The organism is Limnohabitans sp., assembly GCF_044361985.1.
Classification (GTDB): domain Bacteria; phylum Pseudomonadota; class Gammaproteobacteria; order Burkholderiales; family Burkholderiaceae_C; genus Limnohabitans_A.
This window is the reverse complement of record NZ_JBIKHV010000007.1, coordinates 42,244-67,792: the sequence shown is the minus strand read 5'-3', so window position 1 is coordinate 67,792 and position 25,549 is coordinate 42,244. Positions and strand designations below refer to the sequence as shown.

The window sequence follows — 25,549 nt, the reverse complement described above, 5'->3', positions numbered from 1 at the left end:
CAGTGTGGTTCGGTGTCATCCTCACACTCAAAGTGGCGCTGGGGCAGTTCACCCCTCCCCTGGCTGTTAATTTGATGGTCTCTTGCCGCATCGCCAAAGTGCCCATGGAAGAGACGGTGCGTTGGGTCGGCTGGATGCTGTTCTCCATGTTCATCGTCATGGTTTTGGTCATCGCCTTCCCAGAACTCGCTTTGTGGCTGCCACGCAGGCTGGGCTACTGAGTCGGCCCAGGTCCGTCTTGAAGATCGCGCAAAATCTTATTTTCCGTCCATCAGTTATTTCACATTCACACCAAAAGGAGACTCTCATGAAATTTCGCCGCACTCTGCTGGGCTTGGCCCTGGCTGCAACTGCTCTTGGATTTGGCACGGGCGCCATGGCGCAGGCGGCCTACAAAGCCGAATACAAAATGTCATTGGTGCTTGGCCCACCAACCCCTTGGGGCATGGCAGGCAAGATCTGGTCTGACCTGGTTAAAGAGCGCACCGCTGGCCGGATCAACATCAAGTTGTTTCCTGGCGTTTCGCTGATTCAGGGCGACCAAACACGTGAGTTCAGCGCATTGCGCCAAGGCGTGATCGATATGGCCGTGGGCTCGACCATCAACTGGTCGCCCCAGGTCAAAGAGCTCAATCTGTTTTCGTTGCCGTTCTTGATGCCTGACTACGCGGCGATCGACGCGCTGACGCAGGGTGAAGTTGGTAAGAAAATCTTTGCCACCGTCGACAAAGCCGGCGCGGTTCCTTTGGCCTGGGGTGAAAACGGATTCCGCGAGTTGACCAATTCGAAGAAGCCGATCAAATCGCCGGATGACCTGAAGGGCATGAAAATTCGTGTTGTCGGCTCACCGATTTATTCCGATATGTTCACAGCGCTGGGTGCCAACCCGACGCAAATGAGCTGGGCTGACGCACAGCCGGCGCTGGCCAGTGGTGCAGTGGACGGACAGGAAAACCCGCTTTTTTTGTTCACCGTGCTGAAGATGCACACCGTCGGCCAGAAGTTCGTGACGACCTGGGGTTACGTCGCTGATCCGTTGATCTTCGTGGTCAACAAGGAAGTCTGGGCTTCATGGACACCAGCCGACCAAGCCATTGTTCGCCAAGCCGCCATAGACGCTGGCAAGCAAGAAATTGCGATCGCTCGCAAGGGACTGGTCGAGGCTGACAAACCTGTATTGAAAGATATTGCCGGCATGGGCGTGACAGTGACACAGCTGAGCACCGAAGAGCGCGCAGCATTTGTCAAAGCCACACGTCCGGTCTATGAGAAGTGGACCAACACGGTGGGCGTGGATCTGGTGCGAGCTGCCGAAAAAGCCGTCGCAGACCGTAAAAAGTAAGCTCTGGCTGGCGCACTGCGCCAAGAGCGGGCTAAAGGTATGCCGCTTTAATTTCGCTGTCGCCACGCTGCTGCATTGCAGCGTGTCGACAGCATTTTTTTTATGCGCGGGATCTTGGTTTTACTTCTTGCTAGGTGGCAAGTCCGTACAACTGCCGTGCGCCACCTCAGCCGCCATGCCGATGCTTTCGCCCAGCGTGGGGTGCGGGTGAATGGTTTTGCCGATGTCCACAGCGTCTGCGCCCATTTCGATGGCCAGAGCGATCTCGCCAATCATGTCGCCCGCGTGCGTGCCCACCATGCCACCGCCCAGAATCTTGCCGTGGCCATGCGCCTCCGGTGAATCGTCAAACAGCAACTTGGTCACGCCTTCGTCGCGGCCGTTGGCGATGGCGCGGCCTGATGCGGTCCAGGGGAACAGGCCTTTTTTGACCTTGATGCCTTGCGCTTTGGCCTGGTCTTCGGTGAGGCCGACCCACGCCACTTCGGGGTCGGTGTAGGCCACGCTCGGGATGACGCGGGCATTGAAGGCGGCAGCGGCCAGCTCTTTGTTACCTTGCAGTTCGCCAGCGATGACTTCGGCCGCCACATGAGCTTCGTGTACCGCTTTGTGCGCCAGCATGGGCTGGCCCACGATGTCGCCAATGGCGAAGATGTGGGGCACGTTGGTGCGCATCTGAATGTCGACATTGATGAAGCCACGGTCGGTCACAGCCACGCCGGCCTTTTCGGCGGCGAGTTTTTTGCCATTGGGCGTGCGGCCCACGGCTTGCAACACCAAGTCATACACCTGCGGTGCGGGGGCAGTGCCGCCGGGCTCTGCGCTCTCAAACGTGACTTCAATGCCTTCTGGCAAGGCGCGTGCGCCCACCGTCTTGGTTTTGAGCATGATGTGGTCAAAGCGCTTGGCGTTCATCTTTTGCCAGACTTTGACCAAGTCGCGGTCGGCGCCCTGCATCAGGCCGTCCATCATTTCGACCACATCGAGGCGGGCGCCCAGCGTGCTGTAAACCGTGCCCATTTCCAGGCCGATGATGCCGCCGCCCAAAATCAGCATGCGCTTGGGCACTTCTTTGAGTTCCAAGGCGCCGGTGCTGTCCACCACACGTGGGTCGTTGGGCATGAAAGGCAAACGCACGGCTTGCGAACCTGCCGCGATGATGGCGTTCTTGAACGCGATCACTTTCTTGCTGCCGGTTTGTTCTTGAGCGGTGCCGGTGGTCTCAGACACTTCAAGGTGGTTGGCACCGATGAATTGACCCAAGCCGCGAACGGTCGTGACCTTGCGCATCTTGGCCATGGCCGCCAAGCCGCCTGTGAGCTTGCCGATGACCTTTTCCTTGTGGCCGCGCAGCTTGTCAATGTTGACCACAGGTGCGCCGAAGTCCACACCCAAATCGGCCATGTGGGCCACTTCGTCCATGACGGCAGCCACGTGCAGCAGCGCTTTGGATGGGATGCAACCTACGTTCAGGCAAACGCCGCCCAGGGTGGCGTAGCGCTCAACGATGACAACGCTCAGGCCCAGATCGGCTGCGCGGAACGCTGCCGAGTAGCCGCCGGGGCCGCCACCTAACACGAGCACGTCGCAATCGATGTCGGCCGAGCCGGCAAAGGATGAAGCCACGGGGGCAGGCGTTGCCAAGACAGGCGCAGCTGCGGGCGTTAAAGAAGCTGCGGCTGGGACAGCCGCTGGAGCCGCCGAAGCGCCCTCACCTTCCAGCACCAAGACTACGGAGCCTTGCTTGACCTTGTCGCCCAGCTTGACTTTGAGTTCTTTCACAACACCAGCGTGGGATGAAGGGATCTCCATCGACGCTTTGTCGGACTCTACGGTGATGAGCGATTGCTCGGCCTTGACGGTGTCGCCCACCTTGACCATCAGCTCGATCACGGTGACTTCGTCGAAGTCGCCGATGTCGGGGACTTGAATATCTATGAGTGCCATGTTCTTCTCAAGAGGTTGGGGGCCGAGCCAAGCTGCGCTTTGGTCCGCCCCCAAGGATTAGAGTAATACCCGACGGAAGTCGCTGAGGATTTGACCCAGCAACGCATTGAAGCGTGCCGCAGCGGCGCCGTCGATGACGCGATGGTCCCAAGTCAAAGACAAAGGCAGCATCAGGCGCGGCACAAACTGCTTGCCGTCCCACACCGGTTCGGTGGTGCTCTTGCACACCCCCAAAATGGCCACTTCGGGCGCGTTGATGATGGGTGTGAAGTACTTGCCACCAATGCCCCCCAGGCTGGAGATGGTAAAAGTCGCACCGGACATTTCTGCAGGACCCAACTTGCCGTCACGCGCCTTTTTGGCCAACTCGCCCATTTCCTGGCTGATTTGCAGCACGCCTTTTTTGTCGCAATCGCGAATCACCGGCACCATCAGCCCATTGGGCGTGTCCGCCGCAAATCCGATGTGCCAGTAGTTTTTGTAGACCAGCGCATCGCCGTCAAGTGAACTGTTGAACTCGGGGTATTTCTTGAGCGCGGCCACGCAGGCCTTGATCAGGAACGCCAGCATCGTGACCTTGACACCTGATTTTTCGTTTTCTTTGTTGGTCGAGACGCGGAAGGCTTCCAGATCGGTGATATCGGCGTCATCAAAGTTGGTGACAGCCGGAATCATGATCGCGTTGCGCAACAGGTTGGCACCGCTGATCTTTTTGATGCGACCCATCTCCTTGCGCTCAATCGGGCCAAACTTGGCAAAGTCGACCTTGGGCCAGGGGATCAGGCCCAACTCGGAGCCGCCACCGCCCGAACCCTGGGCAGGCGCTTTGGCCGCCTGCGCTTTGGTTTGGGATGCGCCCGACATGACCGCCTTGGTGAAGACTTGAACGTCGCTCTCCGTGATGCGGCCTTTCAGACCCGAGCCTTTGACTTCTTCAAGCGGCACACCCAACTCACGGGCGAACTTGCGTACCGAAGGCGAGGCATGGGGCAAGGCCAGCGTGCTGCCACCGGGTGCATGCGCTGGTGCGGCTACTGCTGCAACGGCCGCAGCCACAGGTGTTGGCGCAGCCACCGGGGTTGAAGCTACAGCGACAGGCGCCGTGGCCGCAGCCACCACGGGTGCTGCGACAGAGGCTGCACCTTCCAAAATGGCCAGCAGGTCACCAATGTTGACCTTGTCGCCAAGCTTCACTTTCATCTCTTTCAGGACACCCGCGTGAGAGGACGGAATTTCCATCGATGCTTTATCCGACTCGACGGTCATCAGAGATTGTTCGACCTTGATGTTATCTCCAGGCTTGACCATGATTTCGATCACGACCACGTCCTTGAAGTCGCCAATGTCGGGAACGTGCACTTCGACAGGACCGGAAGCTGCAGGCGCCGCAGCGACAGGGGCCACCGCCGCAGGGGCGGCGACAGCCGCTGTAGGTGCAGCCATCGGCGCGACTGTCGCACCTGAGGCTTCCACCACCAGCACGATCGAGCCTTGCTTGACCTTGTCACCGAGCGCCACGCGCATTTCCTTGACAACGCCCGCCGTACTCGAAGGAATCTCCATGGAGGCTTTGTCAGACTCCACCGTGATCAGCGATTGCTCTGCTTTCACGCTGTCGCCCACTTTGACCATCAACTCGATGACGGTCACTTCATCGAAATCCCCAATGTCAGGAACTTGAACTTCTACCAATGCCATGTTTGTCTCCAAGTCTTATGCGTACAGCGGGTTGATCTTGTCGGTATTGATGCCGTACTTTTGGATGGCCTCAGCCACCTGCGAGACTGGCACAACCCCTTCTTCGCTCAATGCCTTGAGGGCCGCGACCACGATGTAGTGGCGGTTGATCTCAAAGTGCTCGCGCAGTTTGCTGCGGAAGTCTGAACGGCCAAAACCATCGGTGCCCAGCACTTTGTAGGTGCGGCCTTTCGGGATGAACGACCGGATCTGCTCTGCATAGGCCTTCATGTAATCGGTCGATGCCACCACGGGGCCCTTGTGTTGGGCCAGTTGTTGACCGACAAACGAGACGCGTGGGGTCGCCATCGGGTGCAGCAGGTTAAAGCGTTCTGCGTCCTGACCTTCGCGGGTCAGTTCGTTGAAACTTGGGCAGCTCCACACATCGGCCTGGATGCCCCAGTCCGTGGCCAGCAGGGTTTGCGCGGCAATGGATTCGCGCAGGATCGTGCCCGAGCCCAGCAATTGCACACGCTTGTCACCTGCCGCGCCTGGCTTGCACAAATACATGCCCTTGATGATCTGCTCTTCGGTGCCTGCTGTGAGGCCTGGCATGGCGTAGTTTTCGTTGAGCAAGGTGATGTAGTAAAAAACATTCTCTTGTTTTTCGACCATGCGCTTCAAGCCGTGGTGCAGGATAACGCCGACTTCGTGCGCGAAGGTGGGGTCATAAGACACGCAGTTGGGGATGGTGTTCGCCATGATGTGGCTGTGACCATCTTCGTGCTGCAAGCCTTCGCCATTCAGCGTGGTGCGCCCCGATGTGCCGCCCAACAGGAAGCCTCGCGCCTGCATGTCGCCCGCAGCCCAGGCCAGATCGCCAATGCGCTGGAAACCGAACATGGAGTAGTACACATAGAACGGCACCATGATGCGGTTGCTGGTGGAATAGCTGGTGGCCGCGGCGATCCAGCTGGACATGCCGCCGGCTTCGTTGATGCCTTCTTGCAGGATCTGACCGGCTTTGTCTTCCTTGTAGTACATGACCTGGTCTTTGTCGACCGGGGTGTACTGCTGGCCCGCTGGGTTGTAAATGCCGATTTGGCGGAACAGGCCTTCCATGCCGAATGTACGGGCTTCGTCCACCAATATGGGTACCACGCGTGGCCCGAGGGCCTGGTCGCGCAGCAATTGCGTCAGGAAGCGCACGTAGGCTTGGGTCGTGGAAATCTCACGGCCTTCGGCTGTGGGCTCCATCACGGCCTTGAAAGTGTCGATCGAAGGGACGGTAAATTGCTCGTCGGCCTTGACACGGCGCTTGGGCAAATAGCCCCCCAGCGCTTTGCGACGCTCGTGCAAGTAACGCATTTCCGGCGTGTCGTCAGCGGGTTTGTAAAACGGAATTTTGGACAACTCGCTGTCAGGAATCGGCAGGTTGAAGCGGTCGCGCATGTACTTGATGTCTTCGTCCGTCAGCTTCTTGGTCTGGTGGACCGTGTTCTTGCCCTCACCCGCTTTGCCCATGCCAAAGCCTTTGACGGTCTTGATCAACAACACCGTGGGTTGGCCCTTGGTGTTGACGGCCTGATGGTAGGCCGCATAGACTTTTTGTGGGTCGTGACCACCACGTTTGAGGTTCCAGATGTCGTCGTCGGACAGGTGCGCCACCATCTCCAGGGTACGGGGGTCGCGGCCAAAGAAATGCTTGCGAACATAAGCCCCGTCGTTGGCCTTGAACGCCTGGTAGTCACCGTCCAAGGTCTCCATCATCAGCTTGCGCAGTGCGCCGTCCTTGTCGCGGGCCAGCAGGCTGTCCCATTCGCTGCCCCACAGGAGTTTGATGACGTTCCAGCCAGAGCCTCGGAATTCACCTTCGAGTTCTTGCACGATCTTGCCGTTGCCACGCACTGGGCCGTCAAGACGTTGCAAATTACAGTTAACGACAAAGATCAGGTTGTCAAGATTTTCACGGGCGGCCAAACCAATGGCGCCCAGCGATTCAACTTCGTCCATTTCGCCATCGCCGCAGAAGACCCAGACTTTGCGGTTTTCGGTGTTGGCAATGCCTCGGGCGTGCAGGTATTTCAAAAAACGGGCCTGGTAAATGGCCATCAGTGGACCGAGGCCCATCGACACAGTAGGAAACTGCCAAAACTCGGGCATCAGTTTGGGGTGCGGATAACTCGACAGGCCTTTGCCGTCCACTTCCTGACGGAAGTTGAGCAACTGCTCCTCGGTCAAGCGACCTTCCAGGTAAGCGCGGGCATAGACGCCTGGCGACACGTGGCCCTGGATATAGAGGCAGTCACCACCGTGTTCTTTTCCAGGCTCAGCGCTTTCGGCGTGCCAGAAATGGTTGAAGCCGGCGCCAAACATGTGCGCCAAAGATGCGAAGGACCCGATGTGGCCCCCCAAGTCGCCACCGTCGGCTGGATTGTGGCGATTGGCCTTGACGACCATGGCCATGGCGTTCCAGCGCATGTAGGCGCGCAAGCGCTCCTCAATCTCTATGTTTCCAGGACAACGGGCTTCCTGGTTGGGTTCGATGGTGTTGACATAGCCCGTCGTCGCAGAAAAAGGCATGTCGATGCTGTTTTCACGAGCGTGCTCTAGCAACTGCTCGATCAAAAAGTGCGCTCGTTCACCGCCCTCTTTTTCGATCACTGCGGACAAGGCGTCCATCCATTCGCGGGTCTCTTGGGTGTCCAGATCCCGAGCCGGCTGTTGAGGTGTTGCCGCTGTCATGCTTGTCTCCTGTGGGTGTTTTTGGTCAATGATGCCCGAATTTTTACATATTTTTTCCATTATTTCAAATCATGCTTATCAATATCGCATTGTGAAATGTAAAAACAGATCGACCCAACATGACATTCACGCATTGAAGGCCAAGGCAAGCGCTTGTCCCCTAAACTCAAGCCATGGAATTGAACAAAGCAGCATCGGTCGTGACACAGGTCGGACCTTGGGCATGGTGGCGCAGTTGGTGGCACCGCCAATCCCCCAATAAACAAGACCGTTTTGCAAATCTGGCCCCAGTGGTGGCTGTTGTGTTGTTTCTCGCTGCCATTGCCAGTGCCTTTTGGTACTTGCGGGTTGAAGAAGTAGAACGCGAGCAAGAGGCCATCAAGCGCGATGTGGAATACGCCCAACAACGACTGAGGTTGAGACTGCTGGAGCGACAAGAGCAGGTCATGCGGCTGGCTCGGGATGTGTCAAACCGAGAAATTCGGAGCGAACAGTTTCTGTCGCGCGCAGAAGCATTGGTTCAGCAACACCCAGAATTTTTATCACTGACCTGGATTGATGACCGCAGACGGATCATTGCCAACCAAAGTGCATCCAGCATTTCGCCAAGTCAGAACCTGCGTGCGGGCAATGTGCTCAAAGTGAGCGAAACAGAAAGCCACTTTAGTTTGGCCCGGGACCTCATGCAACCCATCTATGGCCAAGTGGATGCAGAAGAGGACAAAGACATTCAAATGCCGGTGCTGCAACTGCACACACCGTTGAGCAATGACCAGGGCGTATTCAGTGGGGTCATCTTGGCGCAATACACCATGGAAGGTCTGCTCCGCTACGGCATCCCGACCGAGGTGCTGGCGAAATACGCCGTTGCTTTACAAAACGGCAAGGGCCTTTTGTTGGCCGGGCAGACCATCCCCGAACGGATTGCGCTGTGGAGTCTTTTGCCGGGCAGCAAAAAACCCAACAATGATTACGAAGTACCCGTTTCTCCTGTTGGCAATGATTTGATTTTGCGGGCCCAGGCCTGGCGGACTTCACAAGGTTTGGTGGGAAGCGGTTTATTCTGGCTGGTCAGTGTTTTGAGTGTCATGACGGCCTGGATGCTGATCGGTAACTGGCGACACACACGGCGTCGTATACAAGCGCAAAAAGCCTTGGTGGCCGAAACAAACTTCCGACGTGCCATGGAAAACTCAATGGTCACGGGCATGCGTGCCCTGGATCTGAGGGGGCGCATCACGTATGTGAACCCCGCTTTTTGCCAAATGACCGGCTGGAGCGAGTCCGATTTGGTCGGTGCCGTGGCCCCCTTTCCTTACTGGCCAGACCAGGACAGGGAGTTGCTGATGAAGCGTCTTGAAGAAGAAATCAGCGGCCAGCATTCAGCGGGGGGATTTCAGGTTCGTGTGAAACGCCATAACGGACAGTTGTTTGATGCGCGCATGTACGTTTCTCCCCTGATTGATGCCAGTGGCAAGCAAACGGGTTGGATGACCTCGATGACCGACATCACCGAACCCAACCGAATCAGGGATCAATTGGCCAGCTCGCACGAACGCTTCACCATTGTTCTGGAAGCGCTGGATGCATCGGTCTCCGTGGCCCCGTTAGGGAGCGAGGAGCTTCTGTTTGCCAACAAACTTTACCGGCTTTGGTTTGATCAAAGCACAAAAGGGCATTTGCGCTTGTTGCAGCAAGCGGGGGCGACCGATTCAACCGAGCGATCTGACGATGTGGACGAAATGGTGGGTTTGCCCACCGAAAGTTTGACCGTGGCGGGCTCTGAAAATTCGGAAATTTTTATTCCTGAACTCGGTAAATGGTTGGAAGTGCGTTCTCGTTACATCAACTGGGCGGATGGTCGATTGGCGCAAATGGTGATTGCCAGCGACATCACGCCGCGCCGCAAGGCCGAAGAGCTGGCTGCACAGCAAGCAGAACGTGCCCAAACCGCCAGTCGCCTGATTACCATGGGTGAAATGGCCTCCAGCGTGGCCCATGAGCTGAACCAACCGCTGACTGCGATCAGCAATTACTGCAGCGGCATGATCTCGCGCATCAAATCCCAGCAAGTCAACGAGGATGACCTGCTTTCCGCATTGGATAAAACCGCTCGTCAGGCCCAACGGGCGGGACAGATCATCTTGCGGATACGCAGTTTTGTGAAACGCAGCGAGCCCAACCGGACACTCTCGGATGTGTCGGCCATGGTGAGCGAATCGCTGGAACTGGCTGAAATAGAGATGCGCAGGCGCCATGTCCGCCTGACACACCATGTGGCCGCCAGGCTGCCGCAACTGTTGGTTGACCCCATCCTGATTGAGCAGGTACTGATTAACCTGATGAAAAACGCCGCGGAATCCATCGACAACACCCAACGGCCCAATGGGCAACGTGAGGTGGAACTGCGCATCGTTCCCAAACAAATCGAAAACCAGTCGGTGGTGGAGTTTTCCGTCACAGATACGGGACAGGGCCTGCCCCCTGAAGTCATTGAAAGGGTTTACGAGGCCTTTTTCTCAACCAAGGTCGAAGGCATGGGCATCGGCCTGAATTTGTGTCGAAGCATCGTCGAATCACACCAGGGCAGGATCGCTGCTGAGAACCTCTACAATTCCGGCGAAGTGATGGGTTGCCGGTTTTCCTTTTGGATTCCGGTCAATACCGGTCCGACCACATAACCACCCACGGGGTAAATGAATGAGCTTAATTCCCAAAAAAGGCACTGTGTACGTTGTGGACGACGACGAAGCGGTGCGCGACTCCTTGCAGTGGCTGCTCGAAGGCAAAGACTACCGGGTGCGTTGTTTTGACAGCGCCGAATCGTTCATCAGCCGCTACGACCCCCGTGAAGTGGCCTGTCTGATCGCCGACATCCGCATGGGTGGCATGACCGGTTTGGAGCTGCAAGACCGCCTGATTGAGCGCCGATCACCCTTGCCTATCGTGTTCATCACCGGCCATGGTGACGTGCCTATGGCAGTGAACACCATGAAAAAAGGCGCCATGGACTTCATTCAAAAGCCTTTTAAGGAAGAAGAATTGCTCGTTTTGGTCGAACGCATGCTTGATGAAGCCCGGGACGCCTTTGCGGACTACCAGCAAGCGGCCAGTCGCGATGCCCTTTTGTCAAAACTCACAGGCCGTGAAGCCCAGGTTTTGGAACGAATCGTTGCCGGACGCCTGAACAAACAGATCGCTGACGATCTGGGGATCAGCATCAAGACGGTGGAAGCACACCGCGCCAACATCATGGAAAAGCTGAACGCCAACACCGTGGCCGACTTGCTCAAAATTGCCCTGGGACAAAACGCAGCCAAGGCCTGAGCACAGGCTTTCCCATTGAAACGCCCGCCGCTGTCGGGCGTTTTGCATTTTTCACTGACTTATTCATACTCTTCACAATGACTGCCCAAATCATCGACGGCATCGCCCTGTCCAAACATCTGCGTTCTGATGTGGCCGCCCGAGCCGAGGCCTTGAGGGCCAAGGGCATCACACCTGGTCTGGCCGTGCTGTTGGTGGGGGACAACCCAGCCAGCCAGGTTTATGTACGCAACAAGGTCAAGGCCTGTGAAGACAGCGGTCTGCACTCAGTGCTCGAAAAATACGAGGTCAGCATGACCGAAGCCGACTTGCTGGCCCGGGTCGAAGCCTTGAACCAGGACCCTGCCATCCACGGCATCCTGGTGCAACTGCCACTGCCTGCGCAGATCGACGCTCAAAAGGTGATTGAAGCCATCAGCCCAGCCAAAGATGTCGACGGATTCCACATCGCCAGCGCAGGGGCCCTGATGACCGGCATGCCCGGTTTTTGGCCCTGCACGCCTTATGGCTGCATGAAGATGCTGGAAAGCATTGGCTATGACCTGAAGGGTAAACACGCCGTGGTCATCGGGCGCAGCAACATTGTGGGCAAACCCATGGCGCTGATGCTGCTGCAAAAAGATGCCACCGTCACCGTTTGCCATTCCCACACCCAAGGCCTCAAGGCCATCACCTTGCAGGCCGATGTGATCGTCGCTGCGGTGGGCAAGCGCAATGTGCTGACCGCCGACATGGTCAAACCCGGCGCTGTGGTGCTGGACGTGGGCATGAACCGCAACGAGCAAGGCAAACTCTGCGGGGATGTGGACTTTGAAGGCGTGAGCCAAGTCGCCAGCCACATCACCCCCGTCCCTGGCGGCGTCGGCCCCATGACCATCACAATGCTGTTGGTCAACACCCTTGAAGCGGCGGAACGCGCCTCCAATTGATGAACAAATTTGTGCACCAGCCCCACATCCGGAAACCTTCATGACCAACCCCTTGCTTGACTTACCCGGCCTGCCCCTTTTTGACCAAATTGCCCCAGAGCATGTGGCCCCGGCACTGGACATCCTGTTGGCAGCCGCCGAAACAGCACTTGAAACAGTCACGGTGCCCGATTTTCCGGCCGACTGGAAGGCCATCGCCCAAACGCTGGACGTGAGCAACGAACGTTTGGGTATGGCATGGGGCGCTGTGAGCCACCTCAACAGCGTGGCCGATACGCCCGAATTGCGTGCTGCCTACAACGCCGCACTGCCCCGGGTGACCGAATTCTGGACACGCCTTGGCAGTGACGAGCGCCTGTACGCCAAATACAAAGCCATTGATGTGGCTGGCCTCAACCCCGAACAACAGCAGGCCCATAAAAACGCCTTGCGAGCCTTCGTGTTGGGCGGTGCCGAACTGCAAGGCCCAGCCAAAGAGCGTTATGCAGCCATTCAAGAACGCTTGGCAGAAATCACTCAGAAATTCAGCGAAAACACGCTGGACGCGACCGAAAGCTTTGCCCTGTACGTGACGGAAGACGCGCTCACAGGCCTGCCCGCCGACGTGTTGCAAGCCACCCGGGAAGCCGCCCAGAAAGAAGGCCAAGAAGGGCACCGTCTGTCACTCAAGATGCCGGTTTACCTGCCCGTCATGCAATATGCCGACAACGCAGCCCTGCGCGAACAACTTTATAAAGCGCATGTCACTCGCGCCTCCGATCAGGCACCAGAAGATGCCAGGCATTTCGACAACACCCCTTTGATGCAAGAAATTCTGGCCCTGCGCCAGGAAGAAGCCCGTCTGCTGGGTTTTGACAATTACGCCCAGGCATCGGTGGTGCCCAAAATGGCCGAATCGCCCGAAAAAGTCATCGGATTTTTGCGCGATTTGGCCGTCAAGGCCCGGCCATTTGCCGAGAAAGACCTCGCCGATCTGCGCGAATTTGCCGCCACAGAACTCGGCATTCATGGCCCGCTGAACGCTTGGGATGTGCCCTATCTGTCTGAAAAACTCAAGGAAGCCCGTTACAGCTTCAGTGAGCAAGAAGTCAAACAATACTTCACTGCGCCCAAGGTGCTGGCGGGTCTGTTCAAGATCATCGAAACCTTGTTTGAAGTCAATATTCAACCCGACCAGGCACCGGTCTGGCACCCTGCCGTGGGCTTTTACCGCATTGAACGGCAAGGCCAGTTGGTGGGTCAGTTCTACTTGGACCCCCCTGCCCGCTCGGGTAAACGCGGCGGTGCCTGGATGGACGATGTGCGCGGTCGTTGGGAGCGCCCTGACACGGGTTTGTTGCAAACACCCGTGGCCCATCTGGTCTGCAATTTTGCAGAAGGTGTGAATGGGCGCCCTGCTCTGTTGACCCACGATGATGTGATCACCCTGTTCCATGAGTTTGGCCACGGCCTGCACCACATGCTCACGCAAGTCAACGAACGCGATGTCTCGGGCATCAGCGGCGTTGAATGGGATGCAGTCGAGTTGCCCAGTCAATTCATGGAAAACTTCTGCTGGGAATGGTCCGTGATCAGCCACATGACGGCGCACGAGGAAACGGGCCAGCCTTTACCGCGCGACCTGTTCGACAAGATACTGGCCGCCAAAAACTTCCAGAGCGGCCTGCAAACCCTGCGCCAGATCGAGTTTTCATTGTTTGACATGCTGGTGCACTCAGAACACGACCCGGCGCAAGACTTCATGCCCTTGCTGCAGAAGGTGCGTGACGAAGTCGCTGTGATGCAACCCCCCTCGTTCAACCGCATGGCCCATACCTTCAGCCACATTTTTGCCGGCGGTTATGCTGCCGGTTATTACAGCTACAAGTGGGCTGAAGTGCTGAGCGCCGATGCCTATGCCGCCTTTGAGGAAACCGCAGCCGCCGATGGCACACCGAGCGTGGCAACCGGGCGCCTGTACCGAAAAGCCATTTTGGAAGCCGGTGGTAGCCGCCCTGCCCTGGAGTCGTTCAAGGCTTTTCGGGGCCGTGAACCCAGCATGGATGCCCTGCTGCGCCATCAGGGGATGGTCAGCGCTTGAGTCCGTGCTGTCAGAGCAGGCATCCTTTGCGCTGAGTGGAGTTTCATCGTGCCTCCCGCCAGGTCAGACATTGGCTTGGTGGGTTGTTCTTGTCCTTGTCCTTGCTACACCGGTTTGATAAGCGTAAATGGACAAAAAAAAGCACCAGGCGTTTCCGCCAAGTGCTTGATTTTCCTACCGAATTTGGTAGGCGCGACTAGATTCGAACTAGCGACCCCCACCATGTCAAGGTGGTGCTCTAACCAACTGAGCTACGCGCCTGCTAAGCCTTAAATTGTATCAGCAAAAAACGGGCTTTCTTCGACAACCTGCTCTGCAAAACTTCAACGTCGACGGGCAGCCCTCACACCCTTGACGCCACGAACGCTGCCCAGCACTTTGTTCAAGCTGACCGCATCATGGATTTCCACAGTGAAAGTCATCCATGCCGTACCTTTGACAGACTGGGTTTGCACGCCAATCACGTTCATTTTCTCTTTGGCAAAAACTTCAGAAATGTCACGCAAAAGGCCCTGCCGATCAAATGCCTCCACCGCCACATCGACGGGATAAACCGAGGCATCGGGGCCTTTGTGATCGCCCCAGCGTACTTCAATGACGCGCTCTGCGTGGCGGGAAGCCAACTCGCGAAAGTTACTGCAATCTTGCCGGTGAATGCTCACGCCCTTTCCGCGCGTGACAAAGCCGCTGATGGGGTCTGGCGGCGCAGGTTTGCAGCAGCGTGAGAGTTGCGTCAGCAGCGAATCGACACCGACCACCAGAACACCTGAGGGCGATTTGCGGGGGGCAGTCCCTTTGAACTTCTTTTGGAAGTACGCGTCGGGCTCCAGAGCTGGCTCCGGTGGATTCAGCAACACCTCAATGTTGCGCAATGAGTATTCGTCTTTGCCCACCACCTCAAACAGGCCATCGGCCGACTTGAAGCCCAACTGGCTGGCCAGGTCGTCCAGGCGAATCGATGTGCGACCGAGGCGCTGAAGCAGTTTTTCGACCGATTCGCGGCCACGGGCAATGGTTTCAGCGCTGATTTGGGCGTTGAACCAAGCCCTCACCTTAGCCCGTGCACGGGGACTGGCCAAGTAAGCCAGTTCGGGGTTGAGCCAGTCCCGAGAGGGCCCGCCTTCCTTGATGGCCGTGATCTCAACCGTCTGACCATTGGCCAACGGCGTGTTCAAAGGCACCATGGCGCCATCCACTTTGGCGCCTCTGCACCGATGGCCCAAATTGGTGTGTACGGTGTAAGCAAAGTCGATGGGCGTGGCCCCTTGCGGCAATTCAACCACCGCAGCTTCAGGCGTCAGCACATAAATGCGGTCGTCAAACAGGTGGCTTCCCTTCGCCTGGTCTTGTGCAGCGCCGGACAGGTCGCGCTCCCAGGCCAGCAATTGGCGCAGCACGGCGATTTTGGTGTCGTATTCGCTGTTGGCAGACACCCCGGCATAGCCTTTTGCGCCCGCTTCCTTGTAAGCCCAGTGGGCGGCCACGCCGTGTTCAGCGTGTTCATGCATCCCCTGGGTGCGAATTTGCACCTCAATCGGGCCGCCATCCACATCCCGCACCACCGTGTGCAGCGACTGGTAGCCATTGGCTTTGGGCTTGGCAATGTAGTCATCAAACTCTTGCTCGATGGCTGTAAAGTGTTCATGAACCCAGCTCAGCACCTGGTAGCAATCTGCCACGCTTTGCACCACGACGCGCAGGGCCCGAATATCGAATACACGGTCAAACGCCAACGATTTACCGCGCATTTTTCGCACGATGCTGTAGATGTGTTTAGGCCGACCTTCGACCGAGGCCGCGATGCCCTGGTTGGCCAAGGCTTGCTGCAAACGCTGGCGCAGTTCCAGCATGTACCTTTCGCGTTCAGCGCGTTTTTCATCGAGCAGCCGAGCAATGTCTTTGTAAGTGGCAGGCTCCAGAAAACGGAATGACAAGTCTTCCATTTCCCATTTGATCTGCCATATCCCCAGGCGGTTGGCCAGTGGCGCAAAGACGCGCAAGGATTCGCTGGCCAAGGCCTGGGGAACAGGCAGTTTGGTCGCCGCGAAATGGCGCAGGGTTTGCAAACGTGAGGCCAGACGCAGCATGACCACCCGCAAATCACGGCTGAAGGCCAGCAACATTTTGCGAACATTCTCGGTTTGCAACTGGGGGCTGAGCTGTGAGTTGTCTGAGCCCGGGTTGCTGTTTTCTGCCGCTCTGGACAAGCGCTGCAGATGCACCAACTGGTTGGTTTGCATGGCCAACTGTGCCAAATGGGGGCCAAAGGACTTGGCCAAGACCTCTTCGGGTTTGCTCAGGTGCGGGCAGGTGTAGACCAGATAACTGGCCGCCTGCATGGCGACCGAGCTGCCAATGTCTGCCAGGATGGCGGCGACAGCATCGGCATGCGCAAGGATGTTCTCTCCGGTGTCCAGTATTTCACCGGCAATCAGTGGCTCGGCAAAGGCACGGGCTTTGGCCCGTGTTTCGGCCTGTTCGGCCGCATCAGCGGTGGCCAGCATGACGGGTGGCAGCAGGGGCGCATGCAAACGTCCAGATGCCGACATCGGGCTTGCGGAATGGCTGGAAGTGGGGCTGACCATGGGTTCAAACACCCATCAGGAATTTGGCCACCGAAGCCATCTGGTCGTCGCTGGTCAATGTGGGCGCATGGCCAAAACCTGCCCAAGTCTCCAAACGCGCCCTGGGGCCGCGCTGCGCCATAGCCATGGCCGTTTCAGGGGTCAATAAATCCGAGTCTTGTCCGCGAATTAACAGGGTCGTGGCCTGGATCTGGTCGTACAAGGTCCACAGCGCGGCTTCGCCTGCGGTGGCCAACTCTTCGGTCAGGGCTCGAACCGGCACACCAATGGCCGGGTCGTAGTGCAAAGTCAACGCACCGTTTAAGCCCGGCCGTGTCATGTGAGCGGACATCTCGCGCCAGACATCGGCAGGCACAGGCCCAAAGCCTTGAGACAATTCACGCAGAACCGCAGCAGCCTCATCCAGGTCGCGGTACTGCCCATATTGACCGACATAGGTTTGCATGCGTTGAACCGAAGACCAGCTGATGGCGGGTCCGACATCGTTCAGAACCAGACGACGAATGGGCGCAGGCAAAGGCAAGCCGGGCTGGCCGGCCAAGACCATGCCGATGAGACCGCCCATGCTGGTGCCGACCCAGTCCAGCGTTTGCATGGCGTTTGTTGCGCCCAATGGGTCGCTCATTTGTTCGCTCATTTGTGCGTTCAGTTGGCCCAATAGGGCCAGCATGTCAGCGGCATATTGCGGAATTTGGTAGCCCGAAGGGTTGCTGAGCCACTCGCTGCGGCCCCGGCCCACCACATCTGGGCAAATGACTTGCAAAGGCTCCGGGTTTTGGGCCACAAGGGCTTGTGCCAGGCGGTCAAAATCTCGGCCTTGACGCGTCAGTCCATGTGCACACACCACCACATGACGAGCCCGCATATCGCCCCAGCGCCAATACGCCATGCGGTGTTGGCCTTCGGGGTGGGGGCAGCTGACAAAGTCAAGTTGGGGCGGTGTGGTGATGGTGGACATAGTGATCAGGAAGAATCTGAGGGCGCCTTGGTTCAAACCGGGCTTTTGCAGCGCCATAATGGACTTTAGAACATCCTAATTGATCTTTTGGAGTGGAAATCATGTTGCAAGGTAAAACGGCTTTGGTTACGGGTTCAACCAGCGGTATCGGACTGGGCATTGCCAAGGCATTGGCCAAACAAGGTGCGCACATCGTTTTGAATGGCTTTGGTGATGTCGAGGGCCCCAAAGCCGAAATCGCCGCCTTGGGCGTCAAGGTTGCTTACCATGGCGCTGACATGAGCAAAGCCTCTGAGATCGACGCCATGATGAAGTTTGCCGCCGACACCTTCGGCTGCGTGGACATTCTGGTGAACAACGCAGGCATTCAGCACGTCGCAAAAATCGAAGATTTTCCGGTTGAACGCTGGGACGCGATCATTGCGATCAACATGAGCAGCGCCTTTCACGCCACACGCTTGGCCCTGCCAGCCATGAAGGCCCGCAACTGGGGGCGCATCATCAACGTGGCTTCCATCCACGGTTTGGTGGGCTCGGCAGAAAAGTCGGCTTATGTGGCCGCCAAGCACGGCGTGGTCGGACTGACCAAAGTCACTGCTTTGGAAAACGCCACCACGGGCGTGACCTGCAACGCCATTTGCCCAGGTTGGGTGCTGACCCCGCTGGTACAAAAACAGGTGGATGCCAAAGCGGTTGCCATGGGCTTGTCCAACGAAGAAGCCAAAAAAGTTTTGTTGCAGGAGAAAGAGCCCTCGATGCAGTTCACCACCCCCGAAGAGCTGGGTGAATTGGCGGTGTTCTTTTGCTCACCTGCGGGCAACAACGTGCGCGGTGTGGCCTGGAACATGGATGGTGGCTGGACCGCGCAATAAACCATGAGCACATCATCACGCCTTGACAAGATCGTCATCGTCGACGATGACGCCCGCATCCGCGATTTGTTGCGCCGTTTTCTGTCACAAGAAGGCTTTGACGTTTTACTGGCCGAAGACGGGCGTGCATTGGACCGCATCTTGCAGCGTGAAACGATCGATTTGATGGTGCTGGATTTGATGTTGCCCGGTGAGGATGGCCTGACCATATGTCGTCGCCTGCGTGCTGCTGGGGTCAAGATACCGGTCATCATGTTGACGGCCAAAGTTGAGGATGTGGACCGCATCACTGGACTGGAGATCGGTGCAGATGACTACCTGGGCAAGCCCTTCAACCCGCGTGAATTGCTGGCACGCATCCATGCGGTTTTGCGCCGCAGGCCCCAAAGTGAAGTGCCGGGGGCGCCGTCAACCAGTGAGCATGAGGTCATTGCGTTCGGGGCTTTTTTGCTGGATTTGGGGACTCGGTCCTTGTCTAAAAATGGCCAGGAGATGCCGCTGACCAGCGGTGAATTTGCCATGCTGAAAGCCCTCGCAAGGCATCCCAAGCAAGCGCTCACGCGTGACAAACTGGCCCATCTGGCCCGGGGACGCGAATTTGAGCCCTTCGACCGGAGCCTGGACGTGCAGATTTCCAGACTGCGAAAAATGATCGAGCTGGACCCTGCCACCCCCAAAATCATTCAAACCGTCTGGGGCGTTGGGTATGTGTTTGTGCCTGATGGTCAGCCGTGAGCGCACCTGAAATCTCCCCCCCCGAGCAGACAGAACCCGATGAGTCGCCCCGCAGGTTCAAGCTGAGTCTGTTTTGGCGGACTTTCTTTTTACTGGCTTTGTTGATTCTGTGCAGCAGCCTCGCTTGGCTGCAAATGTTTCGCACCCAGGAATACGAGCCGCGCATTTTGCGAAATGCCCATCAAATTGCCACCGTGGTCAATTTGACCAAGACCGCATTGATGCACTCCGATGCCATTGCACGGGTGGCGCTGCTCAAAATGTTGGCAGACGAAGAGGACGTGAGCATCCAGACCCGCGAACCCGGGGACAAAATAGTGCCTTTTATCGCTTCAGGCATGGAAAACCAGCTGGTGGAAGAGATGGTCAAACGGCTCGGGCCAGGCACCGTGATCGCCTCGCGCGTGAATGACGCTGCCGGACTTTGGGTGGGGTTCCAGATGGAGCGCGACAGTTATTGGCTGCAAATGGACCCTGAGCGGCTGCAGCCCCTTGGCGGCTCAGCCTGGCTGACTTGGTTGGGTGTCACATTGGCGCTGTCTTTGGCCGGTGCCGCCATGATGGCCGGACTGATCAACCAACCCCTGAAACGCCTGTCGTTTGCAGCCAGCCAGGTCAGAGAGGGGCATTTCAATACTTCCACTTTGGACGAAGACGCGGCCACCAGTGAGATCCGCGAGGTCAACATTGGCTTCAACCGCATGGCCGAGCGCCTGGCCAAAATCGAACATGAAAGGGCCTTGATGCTGGCAGGCATCTCGCACGACCTGCGCACGCCCCTTGCGCGTTTGCGGCTAGAAACAGAGCTCAGCGTTGCCGACCTCGAAACCCGAGATTTGATGGCCGCTGACATTGCGCAGCTTGACGCCATCATCGATAAATTTCTGGACTATGCGCGACCCGAGCCCAATGATTTGGGGCCTGTATTGCTATCGGGCGTGATCAGCCGCAGCATTTCCCCCTGGCGAAACAATCCGCGCTTTGAAATCTCGGTGGATGTGGCGGAAGACTTGCTGGTGAAAGCCGAGCAGGTGGAGTTGGTGCGCGTTTTGTCCAACTTGCTGGAAAACGCCCGCCGATATGGTCAAAGCCCGGCCGATGGCGTGACGCGCGTCGAAATCGTGGCCCGTGTGCACGAGGGCTGGGTCTTGCTGAGGGTGCGAGACCAGGGCCCTGGTGTGTCTGAAGAAGCCTTGAAAAACCTGACGCAACCCTTCTTCAGGGGCGATGCAGCCAGAACATCCGCCACCGGATCAGGCTTGGGTTTGGCCATTGTGGAACGCTCGGTGCAGCGCATGGGCGGCACCTTTTCGGTGTTCAACAACAGCGCTGGTGGGCTGATGGCCCTGATGAAGTTCAGGCAAGTGCCAAGCGAGTCTTGATTTCAAGCACCCAAAGTCCTGTCTGTTACTGCTTTTTCAGCAACGCGACCGCGCGGGCCTCGATGCTTTGCCCCATCCCCACCGGGCCCAATTTTTCTGCGGTTTTGGCTTTCACATTGACCTGACTGACGTCCACTCCCAACGCACGTGCCACCGAGGCGCACATGGCCTCCATGTGCGGCGCCAATTTGGGCGCCTGAGCGATCACGGTGCTGTCAACGTTGAGCAACTCATAGCCCTGGGCACGCACACGCCGCATGGCTTCAGCCAACAACACCGCCGAATCAGCGCCTTTGAACTGAACATCGGTATCGGGAAAATGCCGTCCGATGTCGCCCAGACCTGCAGCGCCCAGCACCGCATCGGTGATGGCGTGCAACAGCACATCAGCATCCGAGTGGCCCAAGAGGCCTGCAGTGTGCGAAATCTCGACGCCACCCAAAATCAGTTTTCTGCCAGGCACCAGGGCGTGTACATCCCAGCCTTCACCCATTCGGATGTTCATGCGTTGCCTTTCAAAACAGCTTCGGCAAATGCAAAGTCTGCCGGGTAAGTTACTTTCAGATTCTGGGTCGATCCAGGCACCAGGCGAGGCGAAAGGCCCAAGCGTTCCATGGCACTGGACTCGTCGGTGATGCCCTCAAACCCATTGGTGACCGCACTGGCCAACGCGCTGTGCAAGGCATCCAAACGGAACATTTGCGGCGTTTGTGCCAGCCATTTGTCATCGCGGGGCACGGTGTCGGCTACACGGGCGCCCTGCTCCGTCAGCCTGTGAGACTTCAGGGTGTCGGGCAACGGCAAGGCGAGCAAACCGCCCACAGGGTCATCCCGGCACGTTTCGATCAACAGAGAGACGGCCTCAGGTGTGATCAGGCAACGCGCTGCGTCGTGCACCAACACCCAATCGTCGGCGCAGACCCCCGCAGCCAGCATGGCGCTCAGGCCGTTGAACACGCTCTCAGCGCGGCTTGCACCGCCGCACGCCAAACGAACAAATTTTGACGGCCAGCGCTGATCCGCGGGCCAGACAAAGTCGTCGTCAGGCGCCAGAACCACGAAACCATCGGCTATTTGCGGCACCTGCGCCAAAGCCTGCAAGGTGTGCATGAGCATCGGGCGCCCGGCAACAGTTTGGTATTGCTTGGGCATGGCGGTACCAGCACGGCTGCCCTGACCGGCACAGGGAATCAGCACATGAAAACGGGGGGAATCAAAAGTCTTGGGCATGGCCTTCCATTGTAGAAGCTTGCCTCCGCGGCCCAATTTTTCGGGTCTGAAGCCTTGTGTTGGGCCAATGGCTCAACTCACTCAGGCGCTTGGGCACCCAGCCGCATTGAACAACCCTGGGTCATTGATCGCCTTCTACAATACCTCGGTCTGCCAACTCGCCCACCCCCCTCCTTTTTGGCGGGGGGTTTTTGCATTTTCCAACACCACCGACATGCCACTTCCAAGCCTCAATATCGGCAAACGATTCACGCTACCCCGCCCTGTGGGGTCAGCAGATGCTGTGCTGCTGGCACAACTGGCTGAACGCGAGAAAAAGACCGGTAAGGTCACGGCCATCGTCACGGCCGATGCCGCCGATGCCCAGCGCCTGATGGAAGAACTGGTTTTTTTTGAACCCAGCCTGCGCTGCGTGGTGTTTCCAGACTGGGAAACCCTGCCCTATGACACCTTTTCTCCGCACCAAGACCTGATCAGCGAGCGCCTGGCCACGTTGTGGCGCATCAAGCAGCGCAACCACCCAGAAAGCGCCGACGTGGTGTTGGTGCCCGCCACCACAGCACTTTACCGGCTGGCTCCGCCCTCTTTTCTGGCGGGTTACACCTTTGAATTCAAGGTCAAGCAAAAGCTCGACGAAGCGCAGCTCAAGGCCCAGCTCACGCTGGCGGGCTACTCGCATGTGAGCCAAGTGGTCAGCCCCGGCGAATACGCGGTGCGCGGTGGCCTGATTGATTTGTTCCCCATGGGCTCCTTGGTGCCCTACCGAGTGGACTTGTTTGACGACGAGATCGACAGCATCCGCACCTTTGACCCCGACAGCCAGCGCAGCCTCTACCCCGTGCCGGAAGTGCGTCTGTTGCCAGGTCGAGAGTTTCCGATGGATGAAGCGGCCCGTGCGCGCTTTCGCAGCCGCTGGCGCGAATTGCTCGAAGGCGACCCCACCAAAAGCCGTATCTACAAAGACATGGGCAACGGCGTGGCGACAGCGGGCATCGAGTATTACCTGCCCTTGTTCTTTGAAGAGACCGCGACGGTGTTCGACTACTTGGGCGCTGGCCAGGCCGATGCGGCCACCTTGGTCCTGCACGGTGATCTGGAACCGGCCTTTCAGCGTTTTTGGCAAGACACCCGTGACCGTTACCGCCTGGTGCAGGGTGACCCCGAGCGGCCGGTGCTGCCGCCCGATGCTTTGTTTTTGAGCGCCGAGCAGTTTTACGGCCTGTGCAATCAGCACGCACAACTGGCCCTGAGGTCTGGTTCAGACGACGTGCCCGACAACACCCTGGCGCAGGCCCTGCCCGAGCTGACGGTGGTGCGCGGTGCCGAAGATCCGCTGGCTCGGCTGCAAGCCCATATTCGCAGCGGCGTCAGCCGCGTGCTGATCCTCGCCGAAAGCAATGGCCGACGAGAAAGCCTGCTCGATTTTGTTCGCTCCAGCGGCCTGACGCCCCCCGTTTTCGACACCTTGCATGAGTTTTTGGTCAGCGACGAAAAAGTCGGCATGGCCACCTCGTCGCTGAACAAAGGCTTTCACTGGTTTGAGCAAGGCATCGATCTGGTCACCGAAACCGAGCTCTTTGCCGCAGGTCCCACCACTCGCCGTCGCAAAAAGCAAGAACAAGTCAGCGATGTGGAAGCGCTGATCAAGGACTTGAGCGAGCTGAACGTGGGCGACCCGGTGGTGCACAGCCAACATGGCATCGGACGCTATCGGGGCCTGATCAACATGGACATGGGTGAAAAAAATGCCGATGGCACACCCGCTGCTCAAGAGTTTTTGCACTTGGAATACGCAGGCGACGCCACACTTTATGTGCCCGTGAGCCAGTTGCAACTGATCAGCCGCTACACCGGCGTGAGTGCTGACGAGGCCCCCTTGCACAAGTTGGGCTCGGGACAGTGGGAAAAAGCCAAGCGCAAGGCCGCCGAACAGGTGCGCGATTCGGCCGCCGAACTGCTCAACATCTATGCGCGCCGGGCCGCACGCGAAGGCCACGCTTTCCGGTACAGCCCACAGGACTACGAAACCTTTGCGAATGACTTTGGTTTTGAAGAAACAGCCGACCAAAACGCGGCCATTCACGCCGTGATTCAGGACATGATCAGCCCCCGTCCGATGGACCGCCTGGTCTGCGGTGATGTGGGCTTTGGCAAGACCGAAGTGGCGCTGCGCGCTGCCTTTGTGGCCGTCACGGGCGGTAAACAAGTCGCCTTGCTGGCCCCAACCACCTTGCTGGCCGAGCAACACTTTCAGACATTGAAAGACCGCTTTGCCAAATGGCCTGTACAAATTGCCGAGGTGTCGCGCTTTCGCTCAGGCAAAGAAGTCACAGCGGCGCTCAAAGGCATTGCCGATGGGACGGTCGACATCGTGGTAGGTACGCACAAGTTGCTGAGCGCCTCCACGCATTTTCACAATCTGGGGCTGCTCATCATCGATGAAGAGCACCGCTTTGGCGTGCGCCATAAAGAAGCCATGAAAGCCTTGCGGGCCGAGGTGGATGTGCTCACCCTGACCGCCACGCCCATTCCGAGAACACTGGGCATGGCCTTGGAGGGGCTGCGCGATCTGAGCGTGATTGCCACCGCCCCTCAGCGCCGTCTGGCCATCAAAACCTTTGTGCGCAATGAGGGCACGGGCGTGATTCGCGAAGCTGTGCTGCGCGAACTCAAGCGCGGCGGGCAGGTGTACTTTTTGCACAACGAAGTCGATACGATCGAAAACCGCCGCCAAAAGCTCGAAGAAATCCTGCCCGAAGCGCGCATCGCCGTGGCGCATGGCCAGATGCCCGAGCGTGAACTGGAACGCGTGATGCGCGACTTTGTGGCCCAGCGCTACAACATCTTGCTGTGCTCGACCATCATCGAGACTGGCATTGATGTGCCGACTGCCAACACCATCGTGATGAGCCGTGCCGACAAATTCGGCCTGGCCCAGCTGCACCAGTTGCGAGGCCGTGTGGGCCGCTCTCACCACCAGGCGTATGCCTACTTGATGGTGCCCGAAATTCAGGGCCTGACCAAACAAGCCGCCCAGCGGCTCGACGCCATTCAGCAGATGGAAGAACTGGGCAGCGGCTTTTATTTGGCCATGCACGATCTGGAGATTCGTGGCGCGGGCGAGGTTCTGGGCGAGAACCAGAGCGGCAACATGCTCGAAGTGGGCTTTCAGCTTTACAACGAAATGCTGTCCGAAGCCGTTCGCTGCCTCAAGGCGGGTAAAGAGCCTGATTTGCTGAGCCCCTTGTCTGCCACCACCGACATCAATCTGCACGCGCCCGCCTTGCTGCCGGGTGACTATTGTGGCGATGTGCACCTGCGCCTGAGCTTTTACAAGAAACTGGCCACCGCCAAAACCAACGACCAGATTGACGCCTTGCTGGAAGAAATCGTCGACCGCTTTGGCAAACTGCCGACACAGGCGCAAACGCTGGTGGACGTGCACCGACTGCGGGTGCTGACCCAAAGTTATGGTGTCATCAAGGTCGATGCTGCCCCAGGGGTGATTCAGATCACCTTCAAACCCAACCCGCCCGTGGAACCCATGGCCATCATTGGCTTGATCCAGAAAAACAAGCACATCAAGCTGGCCGGCAACGACAAATTGCGCATTGAACGCGAACTGCCCGACCCCAAGATGCGGGCGCAGATGGTGCGTGATGTTTTGCGCAGTCTTGGACAGCCAAAACTGGAAACAGCCCCTGCCTGAACCCCTTCACAACCCTTGATAATTTCAGACC

At 57.9% G+C, this 25,549-nt stretch carries 17 protein-coding genes and 1 tRNA gene; 10 read left to right on the top strand and 8 right to left on the bottom strand.

Annotated elements, in window-relative coordinates; genetic code table 11:
- Together ACIQ3A_RS02885 and ACIQ3A_RS02880 are read left to right on the top strand one after the other, a co-directional pair.
- Positions 1–221 (top strand): TRAP transporter large permease subunit (locus ACIQ3A_RS02885; protein ID WP_396430257.1); only part of this gene is annotated, 221 nt, incomplete at its 5' end.
- A gap of 86 nt (positions 222–307) precedes the next feature.
- Complete coding sequence (locus ACIQ3A_RS02880) at positions 308–1,342, top strand: DctP family TRAP transporter solute-binding subunit (RefSeq protein ID WP_396430256.1); 1,035 nt, start codon at positions 308–310, stop codon at positions 1,340–1,342.
- Between the two features lie 120 nt (positions 1,343–1,462).
- On the opposite strand, the gene lpdA is transcribed toward ACIQ3A_RS02880, so the two are convergent.
- Genes lpdA through aceE form a run of 3 tightly spaced genes read right to left on the bottom strand, consistent with a single transcriptional unit; the run spans position 1,463 to position 7,711 of the window.
- On the bottom strand, positions 1,463–3,289 hold the full coding sequence (gene lpdA, locus ACIQ3A_RS02875; RefSeq protein ID WP_396430255.1) for a dihydrolipoyl dehydrogenase: 1,827 nt from the start codon (positions 3,287–3,289) through the stop codon (positions 1,463–1,465).
- Positions 3,290–3,346: 57 nt separating this feature from the next.
- Positions 3,347–4,987, bottom strand: a complete 1,641-nt coding sequence (aceF, locus tag ACIQ3A_RS02870) for a dihydrolipoyllysine-residue acetyltransferase (protein ID WP_396430254.1) — start codon at positions 4,985–4,987, stop codon at positions 3,347–3,349.
- A gap of 15 nt (positions 4,988–5,002) precedes the next feature.
- Positions 5,003–7,711 (bottom strand): pyruvate dehydrogenase (acetyl-transferring), homodimeric type, encoded by a 2,709-nt coding sequence (gene aceE / locus ACIQ3A_RS02865; RefSeq protein ID WP_396430253.1) that lies wholly within the window; start codon positions 7,709–7,711, stop codon positions 5,003–5,005.
- A 173-nt stretch (positions 7,712–7,884) separates the two neighbouring features.
- Here aceE and ACIQ3A_RS02860 point away from each other — a divergent pair, with 173 nt between their 5' ends.
- From ACIQ3A_RS02860 to ACIQ3A_RS02845, 4 genes are all read left to right on the top strand, one after another.
- Positions 7,885–10,392 carry a PAS domain S-box protein gene (locus tag ACIQ3A_RS02860; RefSeq protein ID WP_396430252.1) on the top strand — a complete coding sequence of 836 codons (2,508 nt, stop codon included), beginning with the start codon at positions 7,885–7,887 and terminating at the stop codon, positions 10,390–10,392.
- A 19-nt stretch (positions 10,393–10,411) separates the two neighbouring features.
- Positions 10,412–11,038, top strand: coding sequence for a response regulator transcription factor (locus ACIQ3A_RS02855; RefSeq protein ID WP_396430251.1), 627 nt, complete (start codon positions 10,412–10,414; stop codon positions 11,036–11,038).
- A gap of 77 nt (positions 11,039–11,115) precedes the next feature.
- On the top strand, positions 11,116–11,967 hold the full coding sequence (gene folD, locus ACIQ3A_RS02850) for a bifunctional methylenetetrahydrofolate dehydrogenase/methenyltetrahydrofolate cyclohydrolase FolD (protein ID WP_396430250.1): 852 nt from the start codon (positions 11,116–11,118) through the stop codon (positions 11,965–11,967).
- A 40-nt stretch (positions 11,968–12,007) separates the two neighbouring features.
- The gene (locus ACIQ3A_RS02845; protein ID WP_396430249.1) at positions 12,008–14,047 is read left to right on the top strand and encodes a M3 family metallopeptidase; all 2,040 of its coding nucleotides are present in this window, start codon (positions 12,008–12,010) and stop codon (positions 14,045–14,047) included.
- Between the two features lie 184 nt (positions 14,048–14,231).
- On the opposite strand, the gene ACIQ3A_RS02840 is transcribed toward ACIQ3A_RS02845, so the two are convergent.
- The 3 genes from ACIQ3A_RS02840 to ACIQ3A_RS02830 all read right to left on the bottom strand — a co-directional run bounded on the left by ACIQ3A_RS02840 (position 14,232) and on the right by ACIQ3A_RS02830 (position 17,590).
- Positions 14,232–14,308, bottom strand: a tRNA-Val gene (locus tag ACIQ3A_RS02840).
- A 62-nt stretch (positions 14,309–14,370) separates the two neighbouring features.
- Positions 14,371–16,596, bottom strand: a complete 2,226-nt coding sequence (locus tag ACIQ3A_RS02835; protein WP_396430248.1) for a RelA/SpoT family protein — start codon at positions 16,594–16,596, stop codon at positions 14,371–14,373.
- Between the two features lie 40 nt (positions 16,597–16,636).
- On the bottom strand, positions 16,637–17,590 hold the full coding sequence (locus ACIQ3A_RS02830) for an alpha/beta fold hydrolase (protein WP_396430247.1): 954 nt from the start codon (positions 17,588–17,590) through the stop codon (positions 16,637–16,639).
- A 101-nt stretch (positions 17,591–17,691) separates the two neighbouring features.
- On the opposite strand from ACIQ3A_RS02830, the gene ACIQ3A_RS02825 reads away from it, so the two are divergent.
- From ACIQ3A_RS02825 to ACIQ3A_RS02815, 3 genes are read left to right on the top strand one after another with little or no spacing between them, the layout of a single operon-like run.
- Positions 17,692–18,462, top strand: coding sequence for a 3-hydroxybutyrate dehydrogenase (locus tag ACIQ3A_RS02825; protein ID WP_396430246.1), 771 nt, complete (start codon positions 17,692–17,694; stop codon positions 18,460–18,462).
- A 3-nt stretch (positions 18,463–18,465) separates the two neighbouring features.
- Positions 18,466–19,197 carry a two-component system response regulator OmpR gene (gene ompR / locus ACIQ3A_RS02820; protein WP_396430245.1) on the top strand — a complete coding sequence of 244 codons (732 nt, stop codon included), beginning with the start codon at positions 18,466–18,468 and terminating at the stop codon, positions 19,195–19,197.
- Positions 19,194–20,579, top strand: a complete 1,386-nt coding sequence (locus ACIQ3A_RS02815; RefSeq protein WP_396430244.1) for an ATP-binding protein — start codon at positions 19,194–19,196, stop codon at positions 20,577–20,579. Before ompR ends, ACIQ3A_RS02815 begins: the two co-directional genes overlap by 4 nt.
- A 25-nt stretch (positions 20,580–20,604) precedes the next feature.
- Here ACIQ3A_RS02815 and ispF read toward each other — a convergent pair whose 3' ends face one another.
- Positions 20,605–21,084, bottom strand: a complete 480-nt coding sequence (ispF, locus tag ACIQ3A_RS02810; protein WP_396430243.1) for a 2-C-methyl-D-erythritol 2,4-cyclodiphosphate synthase — start codon at positions 21,082–21,084, stop codon at positions 20,605–20,607.
- Positions 21,081–21,809, bottom strand: a complete 729-nt coding sequence (gene ispD, locus ACIQ3A_RS02805) for a 2-C-methyl-D-erythritol 4-phosphate cytidylyltransferase (RefSeq protein ID WP_396430242.1) — start codon at positions 21,807–21,809, stop codon at positions 21,081–21,083. Before ispD ends, ispF begins: the two co-directional genes overlap by 4 nt.
- A 214-nt stretch (positions 21,810–22,023) precedes the next feature.
- Here ispD and mfd point away from each other — a divergent pair, with 214 nt between their 5' ends.
- Positions 22,024–25,518, top strand: a complete 3,495-nt coding sequence (gene mfd, locus ACIQ3A_RS02800; RefSeq protein WP_396430241.1) for a transcription-repair coupling factor — start codon at positions 22,024–22,026, stop codon at positions 25,516–25,518.
- Positions 25,519–25,549 lie beyond the last annotated feature (31 nt).